Below are 24391 nucleotides of genomic sequence, written 5' to 3' on the forward strand. Positions count from 1 at the left end.
CGGTAGGCCGCCCGGGTGCCCGGGTACGGCTGCTCCCCCGTGGGGTGCGGGCCCCGCCTCGGGGGCGGCGGGGACCGCGGGGATCACGGTACGCCCATATAGATGCATTCACCATCCATGTAGGAGTAAAACGCCGGGAAACCAGTGGGAACCGGCCAACTCCCGCACCCGGGAACGCGTTCAGGACAGGAAGCGGAACGCGGGCGCCGGGTGCATCAGGAACTCGTGGTGCGAGATGTTCCAGGCGTACGCGCCCGCCATCGCGAACGCGATCCGGTCCCCCGCCCGCAGCTCGGCGACCGGGACCGCCCGCGCGAGGACGTCCTTCGGGGTGCACAACTGCCCGCTGAGGGTGACCGGTTCGTCCAGGGCGGCCGGGCGGGGCCAGGGGCGCTCCCAGGTGTCGACGGACAGCACCGTGAAGGGGTGGTCGTGCCCCTTGGCGGCGGGGGTGCGCATGTGGTGGGTGCCGCCGCGTACGACCGCGAACGCCTCGCCGTGGCTGTGCCGGACGTCGAGGACCTCGGTGACGTACCAGCCGCAGTGGGCGGTCAGCGCGCGGCCGGGCTCGATGCGCAGGGTGTAGCCGGGGTGCGCGGCGGCGAGGCCGGCGAGGCCCGCGCCGTAGGCGGCCCAGTCGAAGCGGCTGTGCGGGCGGGTGTAGTCGACGGCCATGCCGCCGCCCACGTTCACCTCGTCCAGCCCGAGGCCGTGCCGGGTGTCCAGCTCGCGCGCCCAGGCCGTGACGCGGGCGGCGACGGCGAGCAGGGCGGGCGCGGGGAGCCCGCTGGCCAGGTGGGCGTGGATGCCGCGCAGCCGCAGCCGGGTGCCGCGGAGCAGGGGCAGGCACGCCTCGGCGCGGCGCGGGTCGAGGCCGAAGGGGCTGGGCCGGCCGCCCATGGCCAGGGCCGCGCCGGCCAGCTCGCCGTGCCCGCCGCGGCTCTCGCCGTCGCCCTCGCTCACGGGGAGGTTGACGCGCAGCAGGATGTCCACCGGCGCCTCGCCGGGCAGGCCGGCGGCCAGGGCGGCGAGCAGCCGCAGTTCGCTCTCGCTCTCCACGTGGATGCGCTCGGTCCCCAGGCCGAGGGCGAGCCGCAGTTCGGGCTCGGTCTTGCCGGGGCCGCCGAAGGCGAGCGGCAGGCCGGGGACGGCCTTGCGGACGTGGGCCAGTTCGCCGCCGGAGGCGACCTCGAAGCCGCTGACGTGCGGGGCGAGGGCCTGCAGGAGCTCGGGGGCGGGGTTGGCCTTGGCCGCGTAGTACAGCTCGGTCTCCGGCGGCAGGGCCGCGCGCACTTCGGCGGCGTGCCCGGCCAGCGCCGCCAGGTCGTAGACGTAGGCGGGCAGTTCCTCGCCGGGCAGTTCGGCGGCGTGCTGAGCGACACGGGGAAGGATCACTGTGCGGCGCTCCAGGTGGTCTCGGTGCGGGCGGCCGTGGTGAGCGCGGACAGCAGGTCCGGCACCAGGGGCGAGGAGATGCGCACGTAGCCGGCGTCCCGGTCGGCCTTGCGCCCCCAGCGGGTGAGCAGGTTGGCCTTGGCGGGCAGCGGCACCCCGGCGACGAGGGCGCGCAGCAGCGGGGGGTTGCCGTGGGCGGCGGCGCGGTCGGCGAGGATGCGGCGGACGGCGGTCCACAGCTCGGGTTCGAGGCGGGGGTGGCGGTCGGCGAGGGCGGCGAGCATCTCGGCGATGTGGTTGACGACCAGGCAGTACACGACGCGGTCCCAGCCGCGTTCGCGGTCGTACGTGAGGGGCCGGGCCACGTCCGCGGGGAGCGCCGCGAGGGCCGCGGCGTGGTGGCCGGGGAGCAGCTTGGTGCCCTCCAGGTCGCGGAAGAGGACCTGCCGGGGCATGCCGTCGGCGCCGACGCCGAGGACGACGTTCTGCAGGTGGGGTTCGAGGACGACGCCGTGGTCGAAGTAGGCCGCGAGCACGGGCGGGACGAGCAGCGCGAGGTAGGCCTTCCACCAGGCGAGGGCCTCCGCGGGGCCGCCGCCGCGCAGCAGTCCGCCGAGGTGGGCGCCGCCGGTGGGGTACTCGTCGGCGACGGCGGCGGCCAGCAGCCCGGTGACGCCGGGGGCGAGGCGGGCGCCGAGCCCTTCGCGGACGATGACGCCGAAGCCCTCGGCGAGTTCGCGGCTGCCGAGGTCGAGGGTGCGGTAGGCGGGTTCGCGCAGCAGCCCGGCGCCCGGGAAGCGGGCCGCGAGGTCGGCGGCGACGGGCTCCAGCAGGCGGGTGAGGGCGACGGCGCCGGTCAGCTCGTACTCGGCGTTCTTGCGCAGGCAGTTGGTGATGCGGATGTTGAGGCTGAACTTGAGGAAGTCCCGGCCGTCGTAGAGCGTCCGCACGGATGCGGTCGGCTCGAAGGGCTCGCCGCCGGGGCCCAGGTCGAGGACGTCGCCGCGGGCGACGGCGGCGCGCAGCACGGGGTGCTCGCGCAGCATCGCGTACTGCCAGGGGTGGGCGGGCAGCAGCCGGTAGCCGTCGGGGACGGGCCGCTGCCGGTCGAGAGCGGCGAGGGCTCCGTCGGCCGCGGCCTCCTGGCGTACGTGCTCGCGCCGCACGGCCAGGTGGTGCAGGGGGAAGCGGGCGCGGGCCTCGGGGGCGTAGCGGCCCCAGTCCTCGGGGGCGCCGGTGCGGGCCTTGGGGGTGGGGTGGAAGCGGTGACCGAACAGGAGGGACTGCTCGGAGTCCATGTACGCGTCGGGGCCGGCCGCTCCGCGCGGGGCGGCGAGGGCCGCGGTGACGCCGGCGTGGCTGGCGGCCACCTGGCCGAGGAACTCCTCGTTGCGGACGCCGGTGCGCAGCTCCAGCTCGCGGTGGATGTGCTCGGCGAGCTCCTGCCACGTCAGCTCGGTCCAGGTGCCCTCGCACTGGGTCCGGACGGGGCCGGTGAAGCGGTGCGCGCCGATCAGGGAGGCGCGCCGCAGCCCCACGCGGAGCAGGACGCCGCAGCGGGGCAGGCGCAGCAGCAGGTGGCCGTCGGTGACTGCGGTCTGGTGCTCGGGCCCGGAGACCTCGCGGAGCAGGCAGTTGAGCAGGGTGTGGGCGACCACGTGGTCGGCGGTGGCCACGCCGGGGAGGGCGGCGGCGGGTGCGGAGGACATTCAGCGGCTCCAGCGGGTGCGGAGGAGGGTGGGGGTGCTGATGACGGCCGTCAGGGCGGCGACGGCGGATCCTGCGACGGCGGGTGCGGCCGGGCCCCAGAGGCCGGTGGAGGCGGCGGCTGCCGCTCCGGCGACGACGGCGCCGGCCTTGGATATGAACTCCAGCGAGCCGAAGAGGCGGCCGGGCCCGCGGCCGCGGCTCGCCTCGGCGGCGAGTGCGGACAGGCTGACCAGGCCCAGCGTCATGCCGGCGCCCAGGAGCAGCCGCAGCGCCACGAAGGAGGTGACGGTGTTCGCTCCCCAGTGCCCGGCGAGGGCGACGGCCACGCAGGCGAAGCCGGTGACGGCGCCGAGGTGCGGGCGGTGGGCGACGGCGGTGTGGACGGGCTTGGCCAGCAGCAGGTAGCAGGCGTGCGGGAGGGCGAAGAGCGCGCCGCTCGCGGAGGGGCCGAGGCCCGGCAGCCGCTCGCCGACCAGGGTGATGAGGTAGGGGTAGGAGATGACGGTGGCGAGGACGAAGGCGAATTCGAGGGCGTAGAGGGTGCGCAGCGGCCCCGGCGGCGGGCTCTCCGCCTCCGGGGCGGCGGGTGCGGACGGTTCGGTGCGCGGTGGTTCGGGGAGCGCGGCCAGCATCAGGGCGGCGGCCAGCGGCAGCACGGCGAGGAGCGCGTACTGGCGGTGCGGGGAGAGCCAGGGCGTGAGGCCGCCGACGACGACGGGCGCGGCGACGAGCGCGAGCCGGGCGCTGCCCTGCATCAGGGTGAGCGCCCACGAGAGCCGCCGGCCGTCGAGGGAGGCGGCGAGGTAGCCGTTGGAGGCGGCGAAGGTGCCGCCGAGGATGCCTTGGAGGACGAGGGCGGCGGCGAAGGCGGGCAGGCTGTCGGCCAGGCCGGCCAGCAGGAAGGACAGGGCGAGGCCGAGCTGGGCGCGCAGCAGGAGGCGCTTGCGGCCGTAGCGGTCGGCGAGCCGGCCCCACAGGGGGGCGCCGAGGGCGCCGAAGACGGTGGGGACGATGTAGAGCAGCCCGGCCCACCGGGCTCCGTGGTCGCCGAGGGAGGGCAGGATCTCGGTGAGGTAGGGGGGCAGGCCGAGGGCCGCGAACGACGCGACGAAGTAGCAGGCGGCGACGGCGTGGACCTGGCGGGTGCGCAGCACGGGCCGTTCCTCGCGGGTGCGGCCGGCGTGGAGTACGGCCGTCATCTTCCGGCGTCCCGCAGGTAGTTGGGCCCTTGGACGTAGTGCTTGTTGATGTCGGACGCGCCCGAGCGCTCCTTGGTGAGCAGGGTGCCGGCGGTGACCATGGCCTTGACCGGCAGCCGGTCGGCGTCGAGGACGCGGGCGCGCAGCACGGCGGCGGCGCCGGGTGCGGTGCGGGCGGTGCGTTCGACGGCCTCGGCGAGCCGGTCGCGCAGGCGGGCGAGGAGCTCGCCGAGGGGGGTGCGGCCGAGCCGGGCGAGCTCGAAGAGGGGGGCGGCGGAGCAGAGGTGGACGGTGATGGTGGCGAACACGTCGGCCACGGGCCCGTCGCCGGCCACGAGGATGCGCCGGTCGTCGAAGCCCAGCAGGTCGGCGACCTCCCCGCCGAGCCGGGCGGCCAGGCGCACGCCGTGCACGCGCGGCCCGTCGTTGTCCTTCAGCAGCAGCCGCATCCGGGTCCGGCCGCCGGGGGCGTCCAGGACAAGAGAGGTGTTCTGCTGGTGGGATTCGAGGGCTATGCCGTACGAGAAGAGGGTGGTGTGCCAGTCCAGGAGGAGCGTGAGGTAGGCGTCGAGGAGGGCGGTGAGGGAGCCGTCGTAGTAGCGGTCGGCGAGTTCGTCGGCGACGAGGGAGCCGCCGGGGGTGCGGGCGAGCAGCGCGGCGACGGGGAGGACGTGGGCGTCCTGCAGGCCGGCGGGGTGGCGGCGGGCGAGGACGGCGAGGAGTTCGTGGTCGGACTGCAGGTGGGTGCGCTCGTCGGCGAGGAGGATCCGCCCGGCGAAGCGCGGCTCGTGGGCCATGACCTCTTCGAGGAGGCGCTGGCCGGTCTCGCCGTCGACGAGGGTGCCGGGCTTGATGGTGCGCCGGTTGCGCAGGCCCAGGGTGGCGGTGGCGAGGGGCAGTTTGAGGTGGACGGCGGGGTCGTCGGCGACGGCGACGGTACGGGTGGAGAGGGTGGGCAGCACCTCCAGCCAGGGCTTCTCGGCGAAGCGGGCGGATCCGCCCAGCCCGGCCTCGCGCAGGGCCGCGTCGAGGGGGCCGGCCGCGGTGAGCGGATGGACGGGCAGGGCGACGTGGGTGGCGTCCAGCCCGCTCAGGCCGAGCCCGGCGGGGGTGGGCCACCAGGAGGGCAGGCCGGACCGGTCGCCGCGCACGGCGCCGTTCGGGAGGGCGAGCCAGCGCAGGGCGAAGGAGGGGTGGAACTCGGGTGCGTACGCGCGTAGTTCGTCTTCGCTGAGACCGGCGCGGGAGCGGCCGGTGGGGTAGACGGGGTGGTCCCGGTAGGCGGCGAGAGTGTCGTAGGCGAGGGAGCCCACCGGGCCCGTCCAGCCGTCGGTGCGTTGCCCGTACGTCTGCGCCAGGTGCGCGGTGACGCCGTCGCGGACGCGGTCGTGCAGGCGGGCGGCGGCCAGCGCCTCCGCGCACTCGGCGAGGAAGGCGTCGTAACCGGCCCGGTCCTCGGGGGGCACCGCGGAGCGCAGCCGGGTGAGGACGGGGCGCAGCCCGGTGAGGACGCCGTCGTCCGTCTCGACGAGCGGTTCGCGCGCCTGCACCTCGCACTGGAAGCCGTCGGGGCCGACGGGCAGCAGGACGGTCCCGTCCGCGGTGCGCAGGTGGAGCCAGTCGCCGTCGGGGCGGTGCTCGGTGAGGGCGTGGCGGCGCAGCCCGTAGGCGTCCTCGCGGAGCAGGGTGCTGAGGACGCGCCGCAGGAGGTCGTCCTCCACCACGTCCGTGCTGGTCAGGCTCATGACATGATCTCCCAGCGCTGTGCGGCCAGGAATGCGTCGACTTCCCGGTCGATCCGGCCCTGGTCGGTGCCGGTCGCCCTGATGACGCCGAGGTAGTCGCGGTTGGTGCGATAGAGCGGGTGTGCCTCACCGGTTGCGCGCAGCGGCCGGTAGACCAGCCGTACGCCGTCGCGCTCGGTGTCGCTCGCCGGGGGGGCCTTTTCGAGCGTACCCCCGCGGTCCGCGCAGACATACTCCATGCGCAGCCGCCCGTCAGGTCGCGCGCGGAGGTCCGCGGGCAGCGGCTCGCCCAGGTGGGTGCGCAGGATGTGCTCGAAGAGGGGGAGGCCGAGGACGTCGGCGAGGGCGATGTCGCACTGGTCGCCGATGGCGCGGTAGTTGACCTCGATGATGCGGGCGCGGGAGCCCTGGACCACGTACTCGGTGTGGCAGGCGCCGAAGCCGACGCCGAGGGCGCGCAGCTGGGCGAGCACCTGTTCCGTGTGCGGCTGCGGCGGTGCGGGCAGCAGGTCGAGGCGCTCCTCGATGAAGTGCGGCAGCGGGGACAGGCGGGTGCGGAAGGAGGCGAGGGCGTGCAGGGTGCTGCCGTCGCCGAGCGTCTCCAGCGTGCGCAGCTCGCCGTCCAGGTACTCCTCCACGAGGAGCGGGGCGCCGGGCCTGCGGGTGCGGATGTCGTGGCAGTGGCGGACGAGGGAGGCCGCGTCCTCGGCGAGCACGACGTCCTCGCTGGCCACGCCCTCGCGCGGCTTGACGACGCAGGGGAAGGGCAGGCCCAGGTCCGCGAGCCGGCCGGGCAGGCTCTCCGGCTCCTCGCCGCGGGCGAGTTCGGCGGAGCGGACGGTGTCGGCGCCGGCCTCGGCGAGGCGGCGGCGCAGCTGGGCCTTGTTCTTGGCGTCGAGGGCGGAGCGCCAGTCCTTGCCGGGCAGGCCGAAGTAGGCGGCGGCCAGGGCGGCCTGGGGCTGGAGGTGGTCGCTGTTGGTGAAGACGGCGTCGGGGCGGGCCGCCCGGCCGAGCGCGGAGATCCGGGCGACGACCTCGCGGAAGTCGGTGACGTCGCAGCCGAGGACGGAGAGTTCGGGCAGTTTGCCGCCGTCGGCGACGCTCTGTTCGTACGCGCGGCGGTGGGCGGCGGGCTGGTCGGTGAGGAGGGTGACCTCGAGTCCGAGGCGGGCGGCCGCGGGCAGGAAGCCGAGGGTGACGGAGTCGGTCGGGTTCAGGGCGAGGAGGTGGAGCCGCACAGGAGCGCCTTTCGACGGGCTGCGGGGGGCGGTGATGCGGGGGATGCGTGGGGGGTTGGGTGGGGGGACTCCGCCGGGCCGTCGAGGAGGGGGGTGACGGCCCGGCGGAGGGCCCGGGGAACGGGGTGCTACGGGCCGGGGCGGGGGCCGGGGCCGGGGTGAACCGGCTCCGTGAACCGGCTACTTGGGGCCGGCTGCTTAGGACCGGTTACTTGGGACCGGTTACTTGGGTGCGTCGACGCCGGCGGCCTTGGCGATGTCGTCCACGACGTGGTTGGCGGCCTGGATGCCGATGCCGGACATCCACGTCTCGTCCGGGACCTGGACGACCTTGTCGTTCTTGACGGCGCCGAGGCCCTTCCACAGCGGGTTGTCCTGGACGGCGCTCTGCTGCGTCTTCTCGGGGTCGTCGGCGACGGTGACGAAGACGAGGTCGGCGTCGGCCTTGTCGATCTGCTCCGGCGAGACCTCCGTCATCGGGGCGTTGACGTCCTGCGAGGCGGGGCGGCGCAGGCCGATGTCGGAGAGGACGATGCCGCTGAAGGATGCCTTCTGGTAGAGGCGCGTGGGGCCGGCGACGAAGCGGACGACGGATGCGGTGGGCATCGTGCCGTTGTTCTTCTTCTTGATCTCCTCGCCGAGGGCCTTGGCGCGCTTCTCGTACGCGCTCAGGGCCGTCTCCGCCTCCTTCTCCAGGCCGAGGGCCTTGGCGTGGACCTTGAGGTTCTCCTTCCAGGGCGCGCCGGTGGTCTCGGTGAAGACGGTCGGGGCGATGCCCTTGAGACGGTCGTAGACCTTGGCGTGGCGGACCTTGGAGGACAGGATCAGGTCGGGCTTGAGGGAGATGATCCGCTCGATGTTCGGCTCGGCCATCGGGCCGACGTCCTTGGTGTTCTTCGTCTTCGCCGACAGGTACTTCGGGAAGCCGCCCTCGGTCTTCATGTGGGGGGAGACCGCGCCGACGGGCTCGATGCCGAGCATGGTGACGTCGTCGAGTTCGCCGGTGTCGAGGACGACGACGCGCTTCGGCTTCTGCTTGATCTCGGTGGTGCCCATGGCGTGGGTGACCGAGCGCGGGAAGGCGGTGTCGCCTGCGGCCTTGTCCCCGTCCTTGGCCTTCTCGTCGCCGCCGCACGCGGCGAGGGCGGCCGTACCGATGGTCACGGCGAGGAGCGTGGCGAGCACTCTGCGCAGCCGGTGGAGGGATGGTCTGAGGTGGGTGGTCACGGCGGACTCCAGTCTGAGCGGTAGGGGAGGGACGGGTGTGGGGGGTGGGGCTGGGGGGTGGGGTTCTGCGGGGGGGGGTGCGCCTCAGGCGGCGGGCGGGCCGGGGGCGCGCCGCCTTCCGGAGCGGGACCGGGGGACGACCAGGGGCGTGCCGGTCTCCGGGTCGGGGACGACCCGGCACTCCACCTGGAAGACCTCCTCGACGAGTTCGGCGGTGAGGACGTCGGCCGGCGGGCCGGCGGCGGCCGGTCTGCCGTCGCACATGACCACGAGGTGGTCTGCGTACCGCGCCGCCTGGCCGAGGTCGTGCAGGACCATCACGACGGTGCGGCCGGCCTCGGTGTTGAGCTCCTCGACCAGGTCGAGCACGTCGAGCTGGTGGCGCAGGTCGAGAAAGGTGGTGGGCTCGTCGAGGAGCAGCAGGGGCGTGTCCTGGGCGAGGGCCAGGGCGATCCAGGCGCGCTGGCGCTGGCCGCCGGAGAGCTGGTCGACCGGGCGGTCGCGCAGGGCGTCGGTGCCGGTGCGGGCGAGGGCCTCTTCGACGGCGGCCTGGTCGGCCTTGGACCAGGGGGTGAGCATGCGCTGGTGCGGGTAGCGGCCGAGGCGTACGAGCCCTTCGACGGTGACGCCTTCGGGAGCCACGGCCTGCTGCGGCAGCAGGCCGAGGCGGCGGGCGAGGGCGCGGGCGGGCATGCGGTGGATATCGGCGCCGTCGAGGGTGACGGTGCCGGCTGTGGGGGCCAGCAGGCGGGCGAGTCCGCGCAGGAGGGTGGACTTCCCGCAGGCGTTGGGACCGACGACGGCGGTGACGGCACCGCCGGGAACGGCGAGATCGACGCCGTCGACGACGGTGCGGCCTGCGTAGCCGAGACTCAGACCGTGGGCGGCGAGGTGGTGGGGGGCGGCGGGGGCGGCGGAGCCGCGGGAGGGGGTCGGGGCGGCCGCCGGGTCCCCGGCGACCACGGAGGCGCGGGCCGACGCCGGATCTCCGTCGGTCACGGGGCCGCGGGCGGGCACCGGGCTGCGGGGGGATACCGGGCCGCCGGGGGTTGCCGAACCGCTGGGGGTTGCCGAGCCGCGGGCGGGCACGGAGCCGTCGGCGGGCGCCGGGCCGTGGGCAGGCAGTCGGCCGTGAGCCGTCGCGGTGCCCCGGGCGACCGCGGAACCCTCGGCGGTCGCGGAGCCGTGGGCGGCCGCGGGACCGTCGGCGGGGGCGGGCGTGGCCGCGGGCCGAGGCGCAGCCGTGGGGGCGGGTGTGGTCGGGCGGTCGTCGCTCATCGGGTGGTGCTCCCAGTGGTGGGCTTGAGTTGGCGCAGCATCAGCACGAGCAGCCAGGGGGCCCCGAGCGTGGCGGTGACGACCCCGACGGGCAGGCCGTGGACGGGCAGCAGATGCAGGACGGCGAGGTCGGAGGCGAGCAGCAGGACGGCGCCGCCGAGCGCGGTGAGGACGAGCGAGCCGGCCGTCGGGGGTCCGGCCAGGAACCGCACGATGTGCGGCACGGCCAGGGCGACGAAGCCGACGGGCCCGGTGAGGGCGGCGGCGACGGACGCCAGGAGGACGGCGAGCAGGAGGAGCTGGAGGCGGGCCGCGTTCGGGGCGATCCCGAGCCCGCCGGCGGAGTCGTCGCCGAGGTCGAGGACGGCGAGCCTGCGGTGGCCGGCGAGCGCGAGCACGACGCCGGACAGGACGAGCGCACCGCCGGTGCCCGTCTCGGTCCAGGTGCGGCCGTAGACCGAGCCGGTGGTCCACTGCAGCGCCTCCGTGGCCAGTTCGGCGGGGAACCGGACGATGAAGAGGTTCACGACGGCGGCGAGGCCCTGCTGCACGGCGAGGCCGACGAGCACGATGCGGGTGATGGTGACGCCGCCGCGCCAGGAGAGCACGGCGAGCAGCAAGGCCGCCAGCATGCCGCCGCCGAGCGCTCCGGCCGGGGTGAGGACGGCCGGAGCACCGGTGGCCAGGACGGCGACGGCACCGAGGGAGGCGCCGCCGGTCACGCCGATCACGTCCGGGGAGGCGAGCGGGTTGCGCAGCACGCGCTGCATCAGCGTCCCGGCGACGGCGAGCCCGGCACCGGCCACGATCGCGGCGACGGCGCGGGGGGCGCGCAGGTCCTGAACGAGCATCACGTCGGCGCTGTCGCCCAGGCCGACCAGGGCTTGCAGCGCGTCCAGCGGCGGCACGCGGACTTCGCCCGCGCTGAGGCCCAGGGCGAGGAGGACGGTGAGGAGGAGGACGGCCGCTGCGGAGAGGAGAGCGATGCGGCGCCGCTGCCGGGCGAGGGCGGATCCGCTCGCGCCGGGGCGGTGCGGGAGGAGCGCCCGGGCGGGCGCGGGGTCCGGGCCCCGGCGCGCTTCCGGCCGCGGCCGGGTGTCGTACGCGCCCTGCATCCGCTCGCCGGTCAGGCCGCCCGTCAGGCCGCCCGTCAGATCACTCATCGGGTCGCTCATCGGGTCGCCTTCCGTGCGAGGAGGGCCAGCATCGGGGCGCCGAGGAAGGCCGTGACGATGCCGACCTCGAGCTCCGTGGGGGCCAGGACGACCCGTCCGGCGATGTCGGAGCCGAGGAGCAGCAGCGGACCGGCGACGAGGCAGCCCGGGACGAGCCAGCGGTGGTCCGCGCCGAGGAGCTTGCGGACGAGGTGCGGGGCGGCGAGCGCCACGAAGGACAGCGGGCCCGCGACGGCGACGGACGACGCGGCGAGCAGCACCACGGCCAGCCCGCCGGCGGCGCGGACCCTGGCGACCGGCACGCCGAGCGCCTGCGCGGTCTCGTCGCCGAGGGCGAGGGCGTTGAGCGCCGGCGTGATGGCGAGGGCCAGCACGAGGCCGGCGAGCAGGGGCGCGAGGACGGGCAGCAGGATGTCGGTCTGCCGCCCGGCGAGCGAACCGGCCAGCCAGAAGCGGGCCTCGTCCAGCGTGCGATGGCTCGCCAGCATGACCGCGGAGGTCCAAGCGCTGAGGACGGCGGCCAGCACGGTCCCGCCCAGCGCGAGCCGTACGGGGTCGAGTTCGCCGGCGTGGCGGGCGAGCGCCAGCACGGCGACGGTGGCGAGCGCGGCGCCCCCGAAGGCGAACCACAGGTACTCCACGGGGCGGGTGAGGCCCAGTGCGTAGATGGCGGTGACGACCGCGAAGCTCGCCCCGGCGTTGATGCCGAGGGTGGTGGGCGAGGCCAGGGGGTTGCGGGTGACGCCCTGGGCGACGGCTCCCGCGACACCGAGCGCCGCGCCGACGACGAGGCCGATCACGGTCCGCGGGACGCGCAGCCCGGTGACGACCAGGCCGTCGCGTCCGGCGTCGTCCCCGGCCAGCGCGTGCCACACGGTGGCCAGGGGCACCGGGCGCGAGCCTGCCGCGAGGCTGAGCGCCGCGCACACGGCGAGCGCGGCCACGCCTGCAAGGAGCAGGGCGGCCCGGCGAATCAGAGCCGCATGCCCGACGGCGGGCGCGACGGCTTCTGGAGCGGTCTCGTTCACGGAGGAGACCCTAGGTTAGGTAAGGCTTGCCTTGTCAATTTTTGATGGTTCGCACACCAGCTATTTCCTCAATGCCCAGCTTGGTGCCGGCGGAGCCTCAGCTTCCCAGCCCGATCCGTCGGTAGCGCGCCCGCCTGGCGGCCAGCCGTTCGCCCTGCTCGCGCGCGCCGAGCGCGGTCATTTCGGCCCCGAGAAGGGCTCCGAGGCGCGGCAGAAAATCGTCGGTCGCCGACGCCGCTGCGGACGCTGCGGACCCCGGGGACACCGCACCGGCGTCCGGCTCCTCGACGACGAGGTCCACGATGCCGTGCGCCAGGAGGTCCGCTGAGCGCACGCCTTGCCGGGCGGCCACCTCGTCGGCGCGGTCCGTCGTGCGGTACAGGATCGCCGAGGCGCCCTCCGGCGGCAGCGGAGACAGCCACGCGTGCCGGGCCGCGACGACCCGGTCCGCGGGGAGCAGCGCGAGCGCGGCGCCGCCCGCGCCCTGCCCCAGCAGCAGGCACAGCGTCGGCGCCGGCAGGGTCACCAGATCGGCCAGGCAGCGGGCGATCTCCCCGGCCAGGCCGCCCTCTTCGGCCTCCCGCGACAGCGCCGCGCCCGCCGTGTCGACCACGGTGAGCAACGGCAGGCCCAGCTCGGCGGCGATCCGCATCCCACGCCGGGCCGCACGCAGACCGGCCGGGCCGAGCGCCTGCCCGGCGGCGGGCACGCCGGGCACGCCGGGGGTGCCGGGCACGCCGGGGGCGCCCGTAGCGCTGCCACCGTCGTGACGGCTGCCGCGGTCGTGGCCGAGCACCACGCAGGGCGTGCCGCCGACGCGGGCGAGCGCGAGGAGCAGCCCCGGGTCGCGCTCCCCCGCGCCCGTACCGCTGAGGAGGGTGACGTCGGTGGCCGCGGCGTCCAGCAGCTCGCGCACGCCGGGCCGTTGGGGGTCGCGGGAGCGACGAATCGATTCGGCGGCGGAGGGGACGGCGATGGGCGTGACCGCCATGGGAAACTCCCCGGAACGCACACCGGATCGGCCGTCGGACCGGCCGTCGGATCGGCCGTCGGATCGGTCGTCGTCGCAGAGCACCGCCAGCGCCCGGCCGACGATCCCCGGCAGTTGCTCGGCGGTCAGGACCGCGTCCACCAGGCCGTGGGCCAGCAGGTTCTCCGCGAGCTGGACCCCCGGCGGGAACTCCTCGCCGTACAGGGCCTCGTGGACGCGCGGGCCCAGGAAGCCGATGAGGGCGCCCGGCTCGGCGGAGGTGAGGTGGCCGAGCGAGCCCCACGAGGCGAGGACGCCGCCCGTCGTGGGGTGCCGGAGGTGGACGAGGTAGGGCAGGCCCGCCGCCTTGTGGTCGGTGATGGCGGCGGCGACCTTGACCATCTGCAGGAAGGCCACCGTGCCCTCCTGCATCCGGGTGCCGCCCGACGCGGGCGCCGCGAGCAGCGGCAGCCGCTCGGCCGTGGCCCGCTCCACCGCACGCACCAGCCGCTCCCCCGCCGCGACGCCGATCGACCCGGCCAGAAACCGGAACTCGCAGGCCACGACGGCCACTCGGCGGCCGCCGACCCGCCCCTCGCCGGTGACGACCGACTCGTCGAGGCCGGTGCGTTCGCGGGCGGCGAGGAGGTCGGCGCGGTAGGCGGGGTCGTCCGTCGTGACGCCGACGGGCTCGTCCCAGCAGCTCCAGCTGCCGGGGTCCACCACCGTGCGGACGAGGTCGAGGGCAGGGGTACGGGTCCTGCCCGGGTCCGTAGGGCTGCTTGCGTCCATGCCGTCACCCTGCCACGAGCGGCCCCACCACGTCCTTGGTCACGTGCTGGTAGATCACGGAGCTGCGGAAGTCCACGACCTCGCGGCGCCCGGAGAAGCGGTCCATGAGGAGACTGTGCAGGTCGTCGACCTCGGGCACGGCGACGTGGACGAGGAAGTCGTCGCCGCCCGCGACCACGTACACGTTGAGCACCTCGGGCAGCCCGATGAGGTACGCCTTGAAGCCCTCGATGACCTCCCGGCTCATCGGCCGGATCCGCACCGAGAGCAGCGCCTGCACCGGCCGCCCCAGCGCCCGCAGGTCGACCGTCGCGCGGTACCCGGTGATCACCCCGCGCTGACACAGCGCCCGCACCCGCTCCAGGCAGGTGGAGGGGGCGATGCCGAGAGTGCGGGCGAGATCGCGGTTGGTCTGCCGTGCATCGCGCTGCAGTTCCCTGACGATCGCCGAATCTATGTCGTCCATAAGGGCACATGATGCCGCACGCGCCGAATTTCGTTCGGCAAGTCCCCTCTCCTGCCACTGGTGCAGCTAACTTCAGCCCTCGTGACCGTACGAACCACCCAAACCCCCGCTCCTGCCCGGCCGTCCGTTCGGCGGCTGGGCATCGGCAGCGGCACGGCGCTGTGTGCCGGCGCCGTCCTCGGCCCCGGCGTCCTGGCCCTGCCCGCCCTGGCCGCCGACGCGGCCGGCCCGGCGTCGATCCTGGCCTGGCTGGTCCTGCTCGTGACGAGCGTGCCGGTGGCGCTCTCGTTCGCCGCGCTGGGCGCCCGGTTCCCGGACGGCGGCGGCGTGGCGACCTTCGTCCACCGGGCGGCCGGACCGCGCGCCGCGGCGGCGGTCGGCTGGTGGTTCTACGGGGCCGTGCCGATCGGCGTCGTGGCGGCGGCCCTCATCGGCGGTCAGTACGTGGCAGGGGCGCTGGGCTGGGGATCCGCCGCGGCCACGGCGATCGGAGCGGTGGTCATCGCGGCGTCGTTCGCGGCCAACTGCTTGGGCCTGCACCTGTCGGGGCGGGTGCAGCTGCTGCTCGTCGCCCTGCTGGCGGCGGTGCTGCTGGGCGCGGCGGTCGCGGCGGCGCCGCACATGACGTCCGCGCACTTCACCCCGTTCATGCCGCACGGCTGGGGCTCGGTGGGCTCGGCGGCGGGCGTGCTGTTCTTCGCCTTCGCGGGCTGGGAGGCGGCCAGCCACTTGTCGGGCGAATTCGCGAATCCGGCCCGCGACCTGCCGAGGGTGACGGTGTACACCCTGGCGGCCGTCTCGATCCTCTATCTCGGCCTGGCCGTGACGACGATCGGCGCCCTCGGCCCGGCCGCCGCCGGCACGGACACTCCGCTGACCGACCTGCTCGCGCAGAGTGCGGGCACGGCAGCCCGGCCGATCGCCGCGGTGGCGGCCCTGTTCCTGACCTTCGGCGCGGTCAACACCTACCTCGCGGGCGCCTCCCGGCTGGGCGCGGCCCTCGCCCGCGACGGCGCCGCCCCGCGGTGGCTGGCCCGCGGCGGCGGCACGGGCGAGGTGCCACGGCGCAGCCTGGCCGCGCTGGCGGTCGCCTGCACGGGGGTCGGCGTGGTCGCCTCCCTGGGCACGACGGACCTGGACGGCCTGATGCGCGCGACATCCACCTGCCTGGCCTCGGTCACCCTGGCCGGCCTCCTCTCGGCCCTGGCCCTCCTCCCCCGCCGGACGTGGCTGTGGTACGCGGCGATCGCCAGCTCCGTCCTCACGGCGGGAGTACTGGTCTTCTCAGGAGTGCTGCTGGTGATACCGGTGGTACTGGCGATGCTGTCGTGGGGGTTCACGACGTTCACGGGACGAGGACGCAGCCGAGCATAAACAGCGGTGGCCCCGCTCACGAGCGGGGCCACCACCACCGCTCACTTCCCCCAGCGACTCGCCGAGTTGGCCTGCCGCACCTTGGCGATGAGCAGCTCCACATCCGTGGCGAGCCGGACCGCGCCCGGTTCCGCCTCCCACTCCCGCCCACCGGCGGGCGGCCGGAGCTGCAGGCGGGGGCCTTCGTGCCCCATGACCTGGGCGAGCCGGTCCGTACGGAGGTCCATGACGAAGGAACCGATAGGTGGCGGGGCCTGGCGAGGCGAATCCCCACAGGTGCATGCGGCCAGCGGGCCTCGGTGACTGAGGTTGATGCCGTGGGCAGTCGCCCAGACGTAAACGCCGCAGGACGGGGACGAGGACGGCGGCGGGGCGGCCGCCGGGACCGGTGCGGCCCGGGGTGGCGCGACAGGGGACGCATCGGGAGCGCCGACGGCTTCCTTACGGGCACCGGACGCGGAAGTCCGGAGCCGTCCCATGCAGCGGGCGATAAAATGGCGCACGTTGACGCTCCTCTACAGCGTTGACCACGCCCCGGGACCGTTGCAGCGGTCGCCGGGGTTCTCTACGTCATCGCAGCATGCCCACCACTCAGCGCAGTCGCAATCCACCTACTCAAAGTGCATACGCACGGGTGAACTCACGGCCATGGAGGCGCTTTTCGTGCGGGACACTGTGCTCCACCGTGACCCTGCCGCACTCCCGGAGAGTGGAACATGCCTGCGATTCCCACCATTCGGCGCCGCATGCTCGGCGTGGAACTCCGCGCACTCCGCGAAGAGTCAGGGAACACAGCCGACGAGATGGCCCGACGTCTCGGCTGGCACCAGACCAAGGTGAGTCGCATCGAGAACGGCCGCTCCGGAGTGCGCGTCCACGAGCTGGAGTCTTTGCTGGACCTCTACGGAGTGACCGATCCCGAGGTACGGGGCGGCCTCGTCGACCTGGCGAGAGAGAACAAGGCCCGCATGTGGTGGACGCCCTACTCGGACGTGATCACCCAGCGGTACGCGTCGTACATCGCACTGGAGACGGAGGCCTCCACCAAGCGGACCTTCGAGACGACGCTGATCCCCGGACTGCTCCAGACACCGGACTACACCCGCGCCGTCATCAATGCACTCGCACCGGAAACCAAGCCGGACGCCGTCGACGCCCTCGTGAGCGTCCGGCTCGCCCGGCAAGGAGCCACCCTCCGGCGGGCCTCTCCGCTCACCCTGCGGGCTGTCGTGGACGAGGCCGCCTTGCGGCGGACGACCGGAGGAGCCCGGGTCATGACCAAGCAGCTCCACCACCTGCTGGAGGCATCCGAGGAACCGAACGTCGTCCTGCGGGTACTGCCCTTCTCGGCGGGCGGGCACGTCGGCATGCTCGGGTCGTTCGTGATTCTCGAGTTCCCCATCCGCAGCGATCTCGACGTGGTGTACACCGAGTCGCAAGTCAGTAGCATTCAGCTGGAACGCCGGTCCGATCTCGCGACCTACAACCAGATGTTCGCCAACCTCAGCAAGAACGCGCTCGACGAGGCGCAGTCGCGCAACCTCATCTCCTGTGCAGTAAAGGATCTCCAATGAGGCAGACCAGCCGTCAAGAAACGAGCCGAGACGACCTGACGTGGCACAAGAGCAGCTACAGCGGTCACCAGACGGACTGCCTCGAAACCGCAGAGGGCCTCACCGGCATAGTGCCCGTCCGCGACAGCAAGAACCCCCACGGCCCCACTCTGGCCTTCCCGACCGGAGCGTGGGCCGTTTTCGTGTGCCACGTGAAGGGGGCAGACCTGCCGCGCTGAGTACTGACCGCCGGTGGCCAAACTTCCTTCTCGCGGTGGCGTAGGTCAGAACAGGCTGGCAGCAGGGGGAGGGGCGGGGGTTCGGTGGGCGAACTGTGCGGCCGGTGGGGAGTGGGCCGCCGTACTCGCGCCGTCACGGATGCACGCGCGTAAGGAGACCGGTCCCTCCGGCCGTGGCTGAGGGGGAGCTGGCAGCTGCCGCGATGTGGTTCCTGCCGTCGTGGGCGCTTCGCTCAGCTCGCCACCATCGTGGCCGAGCGGGCGGCTGACCCCTGAGTGGGGGTACTTGTGAAAGAGGCGGCCTGCCGGGACAGCTGAGGCACTCAGCCGCCACCCCGGGCCACTTATCCGCCGCAGCAGCGGACCAACCGCCCCTGCGTGAACACTCCTGAGACAGCAGGTCCCTGCCGGGACCACTGAGGCAGCCAGCCGCCATCCCAGGCCACTTATCCACCCGCTGCTCCAGGCCGGGCCGGTGGATATCCGTCCACAAACAGCCGCCACCCCCACCAACCCGCAGCCGGACGAGCAACCACCACGTACGCAAGCTGAGCGAAGCGCCCCCACCGGACCCAGCCACATCGCGGCAGCAGCCCGCTCCCCCTCAGCCAAGGCCTATGCGCAAGGTCTCCTTACGCGCCTGCATCCGTGACGGCAGGAGTACGGCGGCCAACACCCCACCGGCCGCACAGCCAACCAACCGAACCCGAGCCCCCCACCCCTCCCCCCGCTGCCAGCCTGCTCTAACCCGCACCCGACCCACGGAACTCAACCCCCGACCCCCGTGCCCCCAGCCCCGGCCCCCGCCCCGGCCCCCTATCGGTCAACGGCGGCTATCCGCCCGCCGGGCACGGCTGCTCCGGGATCGCACGATCCCTCAGCACACGTTCGGGGATCATCACGATCGCCTCACCCGCAGGGGCCGGGTGGTCTGTCAGGTATCCCTGTACAACGATCTTGCCGGGCTGGTCCATGGTGAAGACGTCGGCGCAGTCGCCGGAGTCGCAGTCCGGGTCTTCACCCGCGACCTTAGTCAGCTTCATGTGCCCCCCTCCCTCCCCTCCCTCGCCGTTGGCAGCAAGCTACGGAGGGGGGCACCCCTGATCAAGAGGGTGAGCCCGCCAGTCACGTGCTCGCATGGATTCCCCTCAGCCCGCCGCGTCCTCCGGCTCCCGCTCCAGCCCCCGCCCCCGCGCCCCCGCGCACACCATCGTCACCGCCGTGCCCGCCGCCGCCCACGCCGACAGGACGAGCAGCGGGCCCGTCAGGCCGTTGCCGCGGAAGTAGGCGATCGAGCGGGCGGACCAGGTGCCGGCGCCCGGGGGGAGGGCCGGGCCGATGGCGTTCCAGAACGGGGGGAGCAGGGGGTACGGGTAGGCGCCGCCGGCGCTCGGGTTGCCCAGTACCACCACGATCGCGATGGCCAGGCCGATGCCGACGATCCCCGCGAGGCCCTGGAGGGCGAGCGTCGTCGCTCCGACGGCGAAGACCACCAGCGTCCCCAGGCCCCACAGTCCGAGGACGCTGCCGGGCAGCGCGTCGAGGACCGGGCCCGCGATGACGGTCCCGAGCAGGCCGGCGGCCGCCGCGTAGAGGGCGAGGGCGCCGAGCCGGATGACGGCCCGGTGCGGGTTGGCGGGCCGGGCGCCCGCGCTGATGGCGAGGATCGCGGCGCACAGGTAACCGCCCACGCACCAGCCCACCACCAGGTAGAACGCGGTCAGGCCGCGGGCGTCGCCGGCCGCGGCGGGCGCGACGTCCTCGACCCGTACCTTGCGGCCCTCCACCGCCTCGGCGCGGGTGAGCACCGCCTCGGTGGCCTGGGCGAGGGAGGCGCCCGCGCCGCCGGCGACGAGGAGCGTGTCGGTGGTGCCGCGCGGGTCGACGACGAGCGCGGCGTCGAGGTCGCGCTCGCGGATCTTCGCGACGGCCGCCGCCTCGCCGCCGTCCACCGTGTGCACGTCCAGGGGCCTCCCGGGCAGTCTGTCGAGCCGTTCCTCCAGCTGCCCGCCGATCGGCCGAGGGGCGACGAGGCCCAGGGCGACCTCTTTCGGCCGTGGGCTGTGGAAGGCGCCGACGTAGGAGGCGATGAAGGCGAGCTGGAGCACCAGGGCGCCGATCACCAGGACCGCGGCCCGGCCGGTCACCGCGCTGCGCAGTTCCTGGGCGAATGAGGGCATGCCCCGAGCCTGCGGGGTGCGGCGGGCCGCCGCAGGCGGTGCGGGCTGTCCGGGTGATCGAAGCCTCTCCGCCGCACCCCTCCTCGCACACGCGTTCGTACGAATGTTCGAGAGTGTGGTTTATGGTGGATAGAGAGGGCGGTTTTCGGCCAGGGGGTGACAGGAACGGCAGGAGGTGCGATGACCGGGCTCAATACGTTCACGCACCTGCACACCGCATCCGGCTTCTCGATGCGGTACGGCGCCACGCACCCCGAGCAGCTGGCCGAGCGCGCCGCCGAGCGCGGCATGGACGCCGTCGCCCTCACCGACCGCGACACCCTCGCCGGAGCGGTCAGGTTCGCCAAGGCGAGCGCCGAGGCCGGGGTACGCCCGGTGTTCGGCGTGAACCTGGCCGTACGGGACGAGCCGCCGCAGTCGTCCGCACCATCCGCACACCGTCTCCGCACCCCCGTGCGCGGCGGCGCCTTCGTCGACGAGTCCGCGCCCCGCGCGGTCTTCCTCGCCCGGGACGGCGCGCACGGCTGGGCCGCCCTGTGCGGGCTGGTCTCCGCGGCCCATGCGGACACCACCCACGCGCACGCAGCCTCCCCCCGCCCCGAGCTGACCCGTGCGGACCTCGCGGCCGCCGCCCCCGGCATCCGCACCCCTCTGTACGTCCTCCTGGGCCCTGACTCCGAGCCCGGCCGCGCGCTCGCCGCGGGCCGCCCCGACCGGGCCGCCCGGCTGCTCGCGCCCTGGCGGGAAATGTTCGGTGACGCCCTGCGGCTGGAGGCCGTGTGCCACGGCCGCACCGGCACCGGCCCGGGCTCCCTGCGGCTGGCCGCCCGTACCGTCGGCTTCGCCGCGGAGCAGGGCGTCCCCGCCGTCCTCAGCAACGCCGTCCGCTACGCCGACCCCGGGCAGGGCCCCGTCGCCGACGTCCTGGACGCGGCCCGCCGGCTGGTGCCGATCGACCCCCGCAGGCCGGAGTCGCTCGACAGCGGTGAGCGCTGGCTCAAGGGGCCCGGCGACATGGCCGCCCTTGCCGAGCGGATCGCCGAGGCCGCCGGGCTCCGCCGGGACGCGGCCCGCCGGCTGCTGGCCACCACGGAAGAGACCGCCGCCGCGTGCCTGGTCGACCCCGAGGACGACCTGGGCCTCGGCCGGGTCCACTTCCCCGAGGCGCACCTGGTCGGCGCCGGGGGCCGCACCGCCGACCGCGTGCTGCGCTCCCGCTGCACGGCGGGCATGGTGCTGCGCGGGTACGACCGCGAGCGGCGCTACCGGGACCGGCTGGAGGCGGAGCTGGACGTCGTCGCCCGGCTCGGCTTCGCCTCGTACTTCCTCACCGTCGCCCGGGTCGTGGACGACACCCGGGCCCTGGGCATCCGGGTCGCCGCGCGCGGCTCCGGCGCGGGCTCCCTGATCAACCACCTGCTCGGCATCGCGCACGCCGACCCCGTCGAGCACGGCCTGCTGATGGAGCGCTTCCTGTCCCTGCGCCGCACGGCGCTGCCCGACATCGACATCGACGTGGAGTCCGCGCGCCGCCTGGACGTCTACCGCGCGATCTTCGACCGCTTCGGCGCGGACCGGGTCGCGGCCGTCGCCATGCCCGAGACCTACCGCGTCCGGCACGCGATCCGGGACGTCGGCACGGCCCTCGGCAAGGACCCGGCCGAGGTGGACCGGCTCGCCAAGGCGTTCCCGCACATCCGCGCCCGCGACGCCCGCGCGGCTCTGGCCGAGCTGCCCGAGCTGCGCGGGGTGGCCGCGGAGGACCACGGCCGGCTGTGGGAGCTGGTCGAGGCGCTGGACGGGCTGCCGCGCGGCGTCGCCATGCATCCGTGCGGAGTGCTGCTGTCGGACGCGACCCTGCGCGCCCGTACGCCCGTCGTGCCGACCAGCGGCGAGGGCTTCCCCATGGCGCAGTTCGACAAGGACGACGTGGAGGATCTCGGGCTGCTCAAACTCGACGTGCTGGGCGTGCGGATGCAGTCCGCGATGGCGCACGCGGTGGCCGAGATCGCACGGGCCACCGGGCGCCGCATCGATCTCGACGACCCCGCGCAGGTGCCGCCGGGCGACCGCCGCACGTACGAGCTGATCCGGTCCACCGAGACGCTCGGCTGCTTCCAGATCGAGTCGCCGGGCCAGCGCGACCTCGTCGGCCGGCTCCAGCCGTCCACCTTCCACGACCTCGTGGTCGACATCTCCCTCTTCCGGCCGGGCCCGGTCGCGGCCGACATGGTGCGGCCCTTCGTCGCGGCCCGGCACGGCCGCGCGCCCGTGCGCTACCCGGACCCGGCGCTGGAGGACGCGCTGCGCGAGACCTACGGCGTGGTCGTCTTCCACGAGCAGATCATCGAGATCCTGCACGTCATGACCGGTTGCGACCGGCACCTCGCGGACGAGACGCGCCGCGCGCTGTCCGATCCGCAGCTGGTGGGCCGGGTGCGCGTCTGGTTCGCGGAGGAGGCGGCGAAACTCGGCCACCGGCCCGACGCCGTGCGCCGTACCTGGGAGATCGTGGAGGCGTTCGGCAGCTACGGCTTCTGCAAGGCGCACGCCGTCGCGTTCGCCGTGCCGACCTACCAGTCGGCGTGGCTGAAGGCCCATCACCCGGCCGCCTTCTACGCCGGGCTGCTCACCCACGACCCGGGGATGTACCCCAAACGGCTGCTGCTCGCGGACGCGCGGCGGCGCGGCGTGCCGATCCTGCCGCTGGACGTGAACCGGTCGGGGGCGGCCTATTCGATCGAACTGGTGTCCGATGAAAAACCGGTGTCCGACGGGAAGGGGCCCGGCACTGCCGTGTGGGGCCTCCGCCTGGCCCTCTCCGAAGTGCAGGGCATCACCCGGGCCGAAACCGGACGCATCACGGCCGGCCGCCCGTACACCTCCCTCCCCGACCTGTGGCACCGCGCCCGCCCCGGCCGGCCCGTCGCCGAACGCCTCGCCCGGGTCGGCGCGCTGGACGCCTTCGGCACCAACCGCCGCGACCTGCTGCTGCACATCGCCGAACTGCACCACGGGACGCGGGGACGGCACCGCGGCGACGCCGCCCAGCCCACGCTGATCGACGGCGTCCTGGCCGAGCCCATCGGCCTGCCCGACCTCGACGCGGCCGAGCGCCTGGACGCCGAGCTGAGCGTGCTCGGCATGGACGCCTCGCGCCACCTGATGGCCGATCACCGGAAGTTCCTCGACGAGCTGGGGGCGATGCCCGCCCGGCGGCTGCGCGACGTCCGGCACGGCGAGACCGTCCTGGTCGCGGGCGCCAAGGCCGCCACCCAGACGCCGCCGGTCCGCTCCGGCCGCCGCGTCATCTTCACCACCCTCGACGACGGTACGGGCCTGGTCGACTGCGCCTTCTTCGACGACAGCCACCCCGCCTGCGCGCACACCCTCTTCCACTCCTGGCTGCTGCTCGTCCGCGGCGTCGTCCAGCGCCGCGGGCCGCGCAGCCTGAGCGTGGTGGGCGCGGCGGCGTGGGACCTCGCACAGCTGACGAGGCTCCGTGCGGAGGGCGGGCTGGAGGCGGTGGCCGAGGTCCTCGCCGAGGGCACGGCCCCGGCCCCGGCCGCCGCGGCGGCGTCCGGGCGGCGCATCCGCCTGTCCACCGGCTACGCCATGCACCCGTGGGCGGACCTCCGGCCCGCGGGCGAGGGCGCGGCCACGGGCCGCAAGCTGTGGCACGCGAGCCCGGGGAGCGCGGGATGAGTGCCCGCGCGCGGCTCGCCGCCGTACCGGACCCGCCGCCCGCCCCGGGCGCCCCGGCCGGTCCGCCCACCGTGCTCTACGTCCACTTCCACGCCGAGGCGGGTGCACCGGGCGCGCCCCTCGGCGAGGAGACCTACGACGGCCTCCTCGCGCTGCTCACCGAGGTGACGCCCGTCGTCCAGGCGCTGCCGCCGGACGCGGCGCTGATGGAAGTGCGCGGCGCCACGCGGTACTTCGGGCACGGTCCCGCCGGTCTCGCCGCGCTCGTACGGGTACGTGCCCTCGCGCGGTACGGGGCCGACTGCACGGTCGGCATCGCGGGCAATCCGATGCTGGCCCGGATGGCCGCGCAGGACGGGCCGCCCGGCGCGGTGCGCACGCTGCCCGGGGACCCGGCCGCCGTGACCGCGTTCCTCGCGCGCAAACCGGCCGCCGCTCTGTACGGCGTGGGCCCGGCCACCGCCCGCACCCTGTGCTCGTACGGGCTCGACAGCGTCGGCCGGATCGCCGCCGCGCCGCTGCCCGCGCTGCAGCGGATCCTGGGGCCCGCGGCCGGGCGGCGGCTGCACGAGCAGGCGCGCGGCATCGACCCGACCCCCGTCACCCCGGGGGCGCGGGCCCGCTCGATGGCTGCGGAGCACCGCTTCGGCCGGGACGAGCTGGACGCGGACCGGCGCCGCCGCGCGCTGCTGGCGCTCGCCGACGGGCTGGGCGGCCGGCTGCGGGAGAGCGGCCGGGTCGCCCGGGGGCTGACCCTCACCGTGCGCTACGCGGACGGTTCGACGACCACCCGCTCCCGGACCTTCACCGAGCCGACCGCGCACACCCCCGCGCTGACCTCGGCCGCGTATGCCCTGCACGACGCGCTCGGGCTGCAGCGCGCCCGGGTCCGCAGCGTGGCGCTGCGCGCGGAGGGCCTCGGCGAGGCCGGATCGGCCGCGCACCAGCTGTCGTTCGACCCCGCCGACGAGAAGGCGCGCCGGATCGAGGCGGCCGTCGACCGGGCGCGGGCCCGCTTCGGGCCGGCCGCGGTGGGGCCGGCGGCGGCGGTGGGGCCGGCGGCGGTGCGGGGGAACCGGCGGGACGTGGCCTGAGCAGGGAAGGCGATACGGATCCC

The 24391-nt window shown here is 74.8% G+C and carries 19 protein-coding genes; 5 read left to right on the forward strand and 14 right to left on the reverse strand.

Annotation, left to right across the window (positions count from 1 at the left end; translation table 11 throughout):
* Positions 1-180: 180 nt before the first annotated feature.
* From FGW37_RS07010 to FGW37_RS07060, 11 genes are all read right to left on the reverse strand, one after another.
* Complete coding sequence (locus tag FGW37_RS07010) at positions 181-1395, reverse strand: type III PLP-dependent enzyme domain-containing protein (protein ID WP_425506484.1); 1215 nt, start codon at positions 1393-1395, stop codon at positions 181-183.
* Positions 1392-3104, reverse strand: coding sequence for an IucA/IucC family protein (locus FGW37_RS07015; protein WP_179080265.1), 1713 nt, complete (start codon positions 3102-3104; stop codon positions 1392-1394). The genes FGW37_RS07010 and FGW37_RS07015 overlap by 4 nt, the downstream gene beginning before the upstream one ends.
* A complete protein-coding gene (locus FGW37_RS07020) occupies positions 3105-4304 on the reverse strand; it encodes an MFS transporter (RefSeq protein WP_179080266.1) in 1200 nt (399 codons plus the stop codon).
* A complete protein-coding gene (locus FGW37_RS07025) occupies positions 4301-6049 on the reverse strand; it encodes an IucA/IucC family protein (protein WP_179080267.1) in 1749 nt (582 codons plus the stop codon). The genes FGW37_RS07020 and FGW37_RS07025 overlap by 4 nt, the downstream gene beginning before the upstream one ends.
* Entirely contained in the window at positions 6046-7287 is a 1242-nt protein-coding gene (locus tag FGW37_RS07030) for an ATP-grasp domain-containing protein (RefSeq protein ID WP_179080268.1), read from the reverse strand. Before FGW37_RS07030 ends, FGW37_RS07025 begins: the two co-directional genes overlap by 4 nt.
* Positions 7288-7509: 222 nt before the next feature.
* Positions 7510-8514, reverse strand: coding sequence for an ABC transporter substrate-binding protein (locus FGW37_RS07035; RefSeq protein ID WP_179080269.1), 1005 nt, complete (start codon positions 8512-8514; stop codon positions 7510-7512).
* 84 nt (positions 8515-8598) lie between these two features.
* Positions 8599-9390, reverse strand: coding sequence for an ABC transporter ATP-binding protein (locus FGW37_RS07040; RefSeq protein WP_246430730.1), 792 nt, complete (start codon positions 9388-9390; stop codon positions 8599-8601).
* Positions 9391-9788: 398 nt separating this feature from the next.
* Complete coding sequence (locus tag FGW37_RS07045) at positions 9789-10955, reverse strand: FecCD family ABC transporter permease (RefSeq protein ID WP_246430300.1); 1167 nt, start codon at positions 10953-10955, stop codon at positions 9789-9791.
* An 8-nt stretch (positions 10956-10963) separates the two neighbouring features.
* Complete coding sequence (locus FGW37_RS07050) at positions 10964-11944, reverse strand: FecCD family ABC transporter permease (protein WP_218650638.1); 981 nt, start codon at positions 11942-11944, stop codon at positions 10964-10966.
* 148 nt (positions 11945-12092) lie between these two features.
* Entirely contained in the window at positions 12093-13757 is a 1665-nt protein-coding gene (locus tag FGW37_RS07055) for a carboxyl transferase domain-containing protein (RefSeq protein ID WP_179080270.1), read from the reverse strand.
* Positions 13758-13761: 4 nt separating this feature from the next.
* Positions 13762-14223 (reverse strand): Lrp/AsnC family transcriptional regulator, encoded by a 462-nt coding sequence (locus FGW37_RS07060; protein ID WP_179080271.1) that lies wholly within the window; start codon positions 14221-14223, stop codon positions 13762-13764.
* 81 nt (positions 14224-14304) lie between these two features.
* Between FGW37_RS07060 and FGW37_RS07065 the strand changes: the two genes are divergently transcribed.
* Positions 14305-15597: an APC family permease gene (locus tag FGW37_RS07065; RefSeq protein WP_179080272.1), complete on the forward strand. Its 1293-nt coding sequence runs from the start codon at positions 14305-14307 to the stop codon at positions 15595-15597.
* A 41-nt stretch (positions 15598-15638) separates the two neighbouring features.
* Here the strand turns inward: FGW37_RS07065 and FGW37_RS07070 are convergent, their stop codons facing one another.
* Complete coding sequence (locus FGW37_RS07070) at positions 15639-15824, reverse strand: hypothetical protein (protein WP_179080273.1); 186 nt, start codon at positions 15822-15824, stop codon at positions 15639-15641.
* 519 nt (positions 15825-16343) lie between these two features.
* Here FGW37_RS07070 and FGW37_RS07075 point away from each other — a divergent pair.
* On the forward strand, positions 16344-17171 hold the full coding sequence (locus FGW37_RS07075) for a helix-turn-helix domain-containing protein (protein ID WP_281394920.1): 828 nt from the start codon (positions 16344-16346) through the stop codon (positions 17169-17171).
* Positions 17168-17389, forward strand: coding sequence for a DUF397 domain-containing protein (locus FGW37_RS07080; protein ID WP_179080275.1), 222 nt, complete (start codon positions 17168-17170; stop codon positions 17387-17389). The genes FGW37_RS07075 and FGW37_RS07080 overlap by 4 nt, the downstream gene beginning before the upstream one ends.
* Positions 17390-18222: 833 nt before the next feature.
* Here the strand turns inward: FGW37_RS07080 and FGW37_RS07085 are convergent.
* Positions 18223-18432, reverse strand: coding sequence for a hypothetical protein (locus tag FGW37_RS07085; RefSeq protein ID WP_179080276.1), 210 nt, complete (start codon positions 18430-18432; stop codon positions 18223-18225).
* Between the two features lie 105 nt (positions 18433-18537).
* Positions 18538-19569, reverse strand: a complete 1032-nt coding sequence (locus FGW37_RS07090) for a YhgE/Pip domain-containing protein (RefSeq protein WP_179080277.1) — start codon at positions 19567-19569, stop codon at positions 18538-18540.
* Positions 19570-19749: 180 nt separating this feature from the next.
* Here FGW37_RS07090 and FGW37_RS07095 point away from each other — a divergent pair, with 180 nt between their 5' ends.
* Positions 19750-23274: a DNA polymerase III subunit alpha gene (locus FGW37_RS07095; protein WP_179080278.1), complete on the forward strand. Its 3525-nt coding sequence runs from the start codon at positions 19750-19752 to the stop codon at positions 23272-23274.
* Complete coding sequence (locus FGW37_RS07100) at positions 23271-24368, forward strand: DNA polymerase Y family protein (RefSeq protein ID WP_179080279.1); 1098 nt, start codon at positions 23271-23273, stop codon at positions 24366-24368. The genes FGW37_RS07095 and FGW37_RS07100 overlap by 4 nt, the downstream gene beginning before the upstream one ends.
* Positions 24369-24391 lie beyond the last annotated feature (23 nt).

The organism is Streptomyces rectiverticillatus, assembly GCF_013394065.1.
Classification (GTDB): domain Bacteria; phylum Actinomycetota; class Actinomycetes; order Streptomycetales; family Streptomycetaceae; genus Streptomyces; species Streptomyces rectiverticillatus.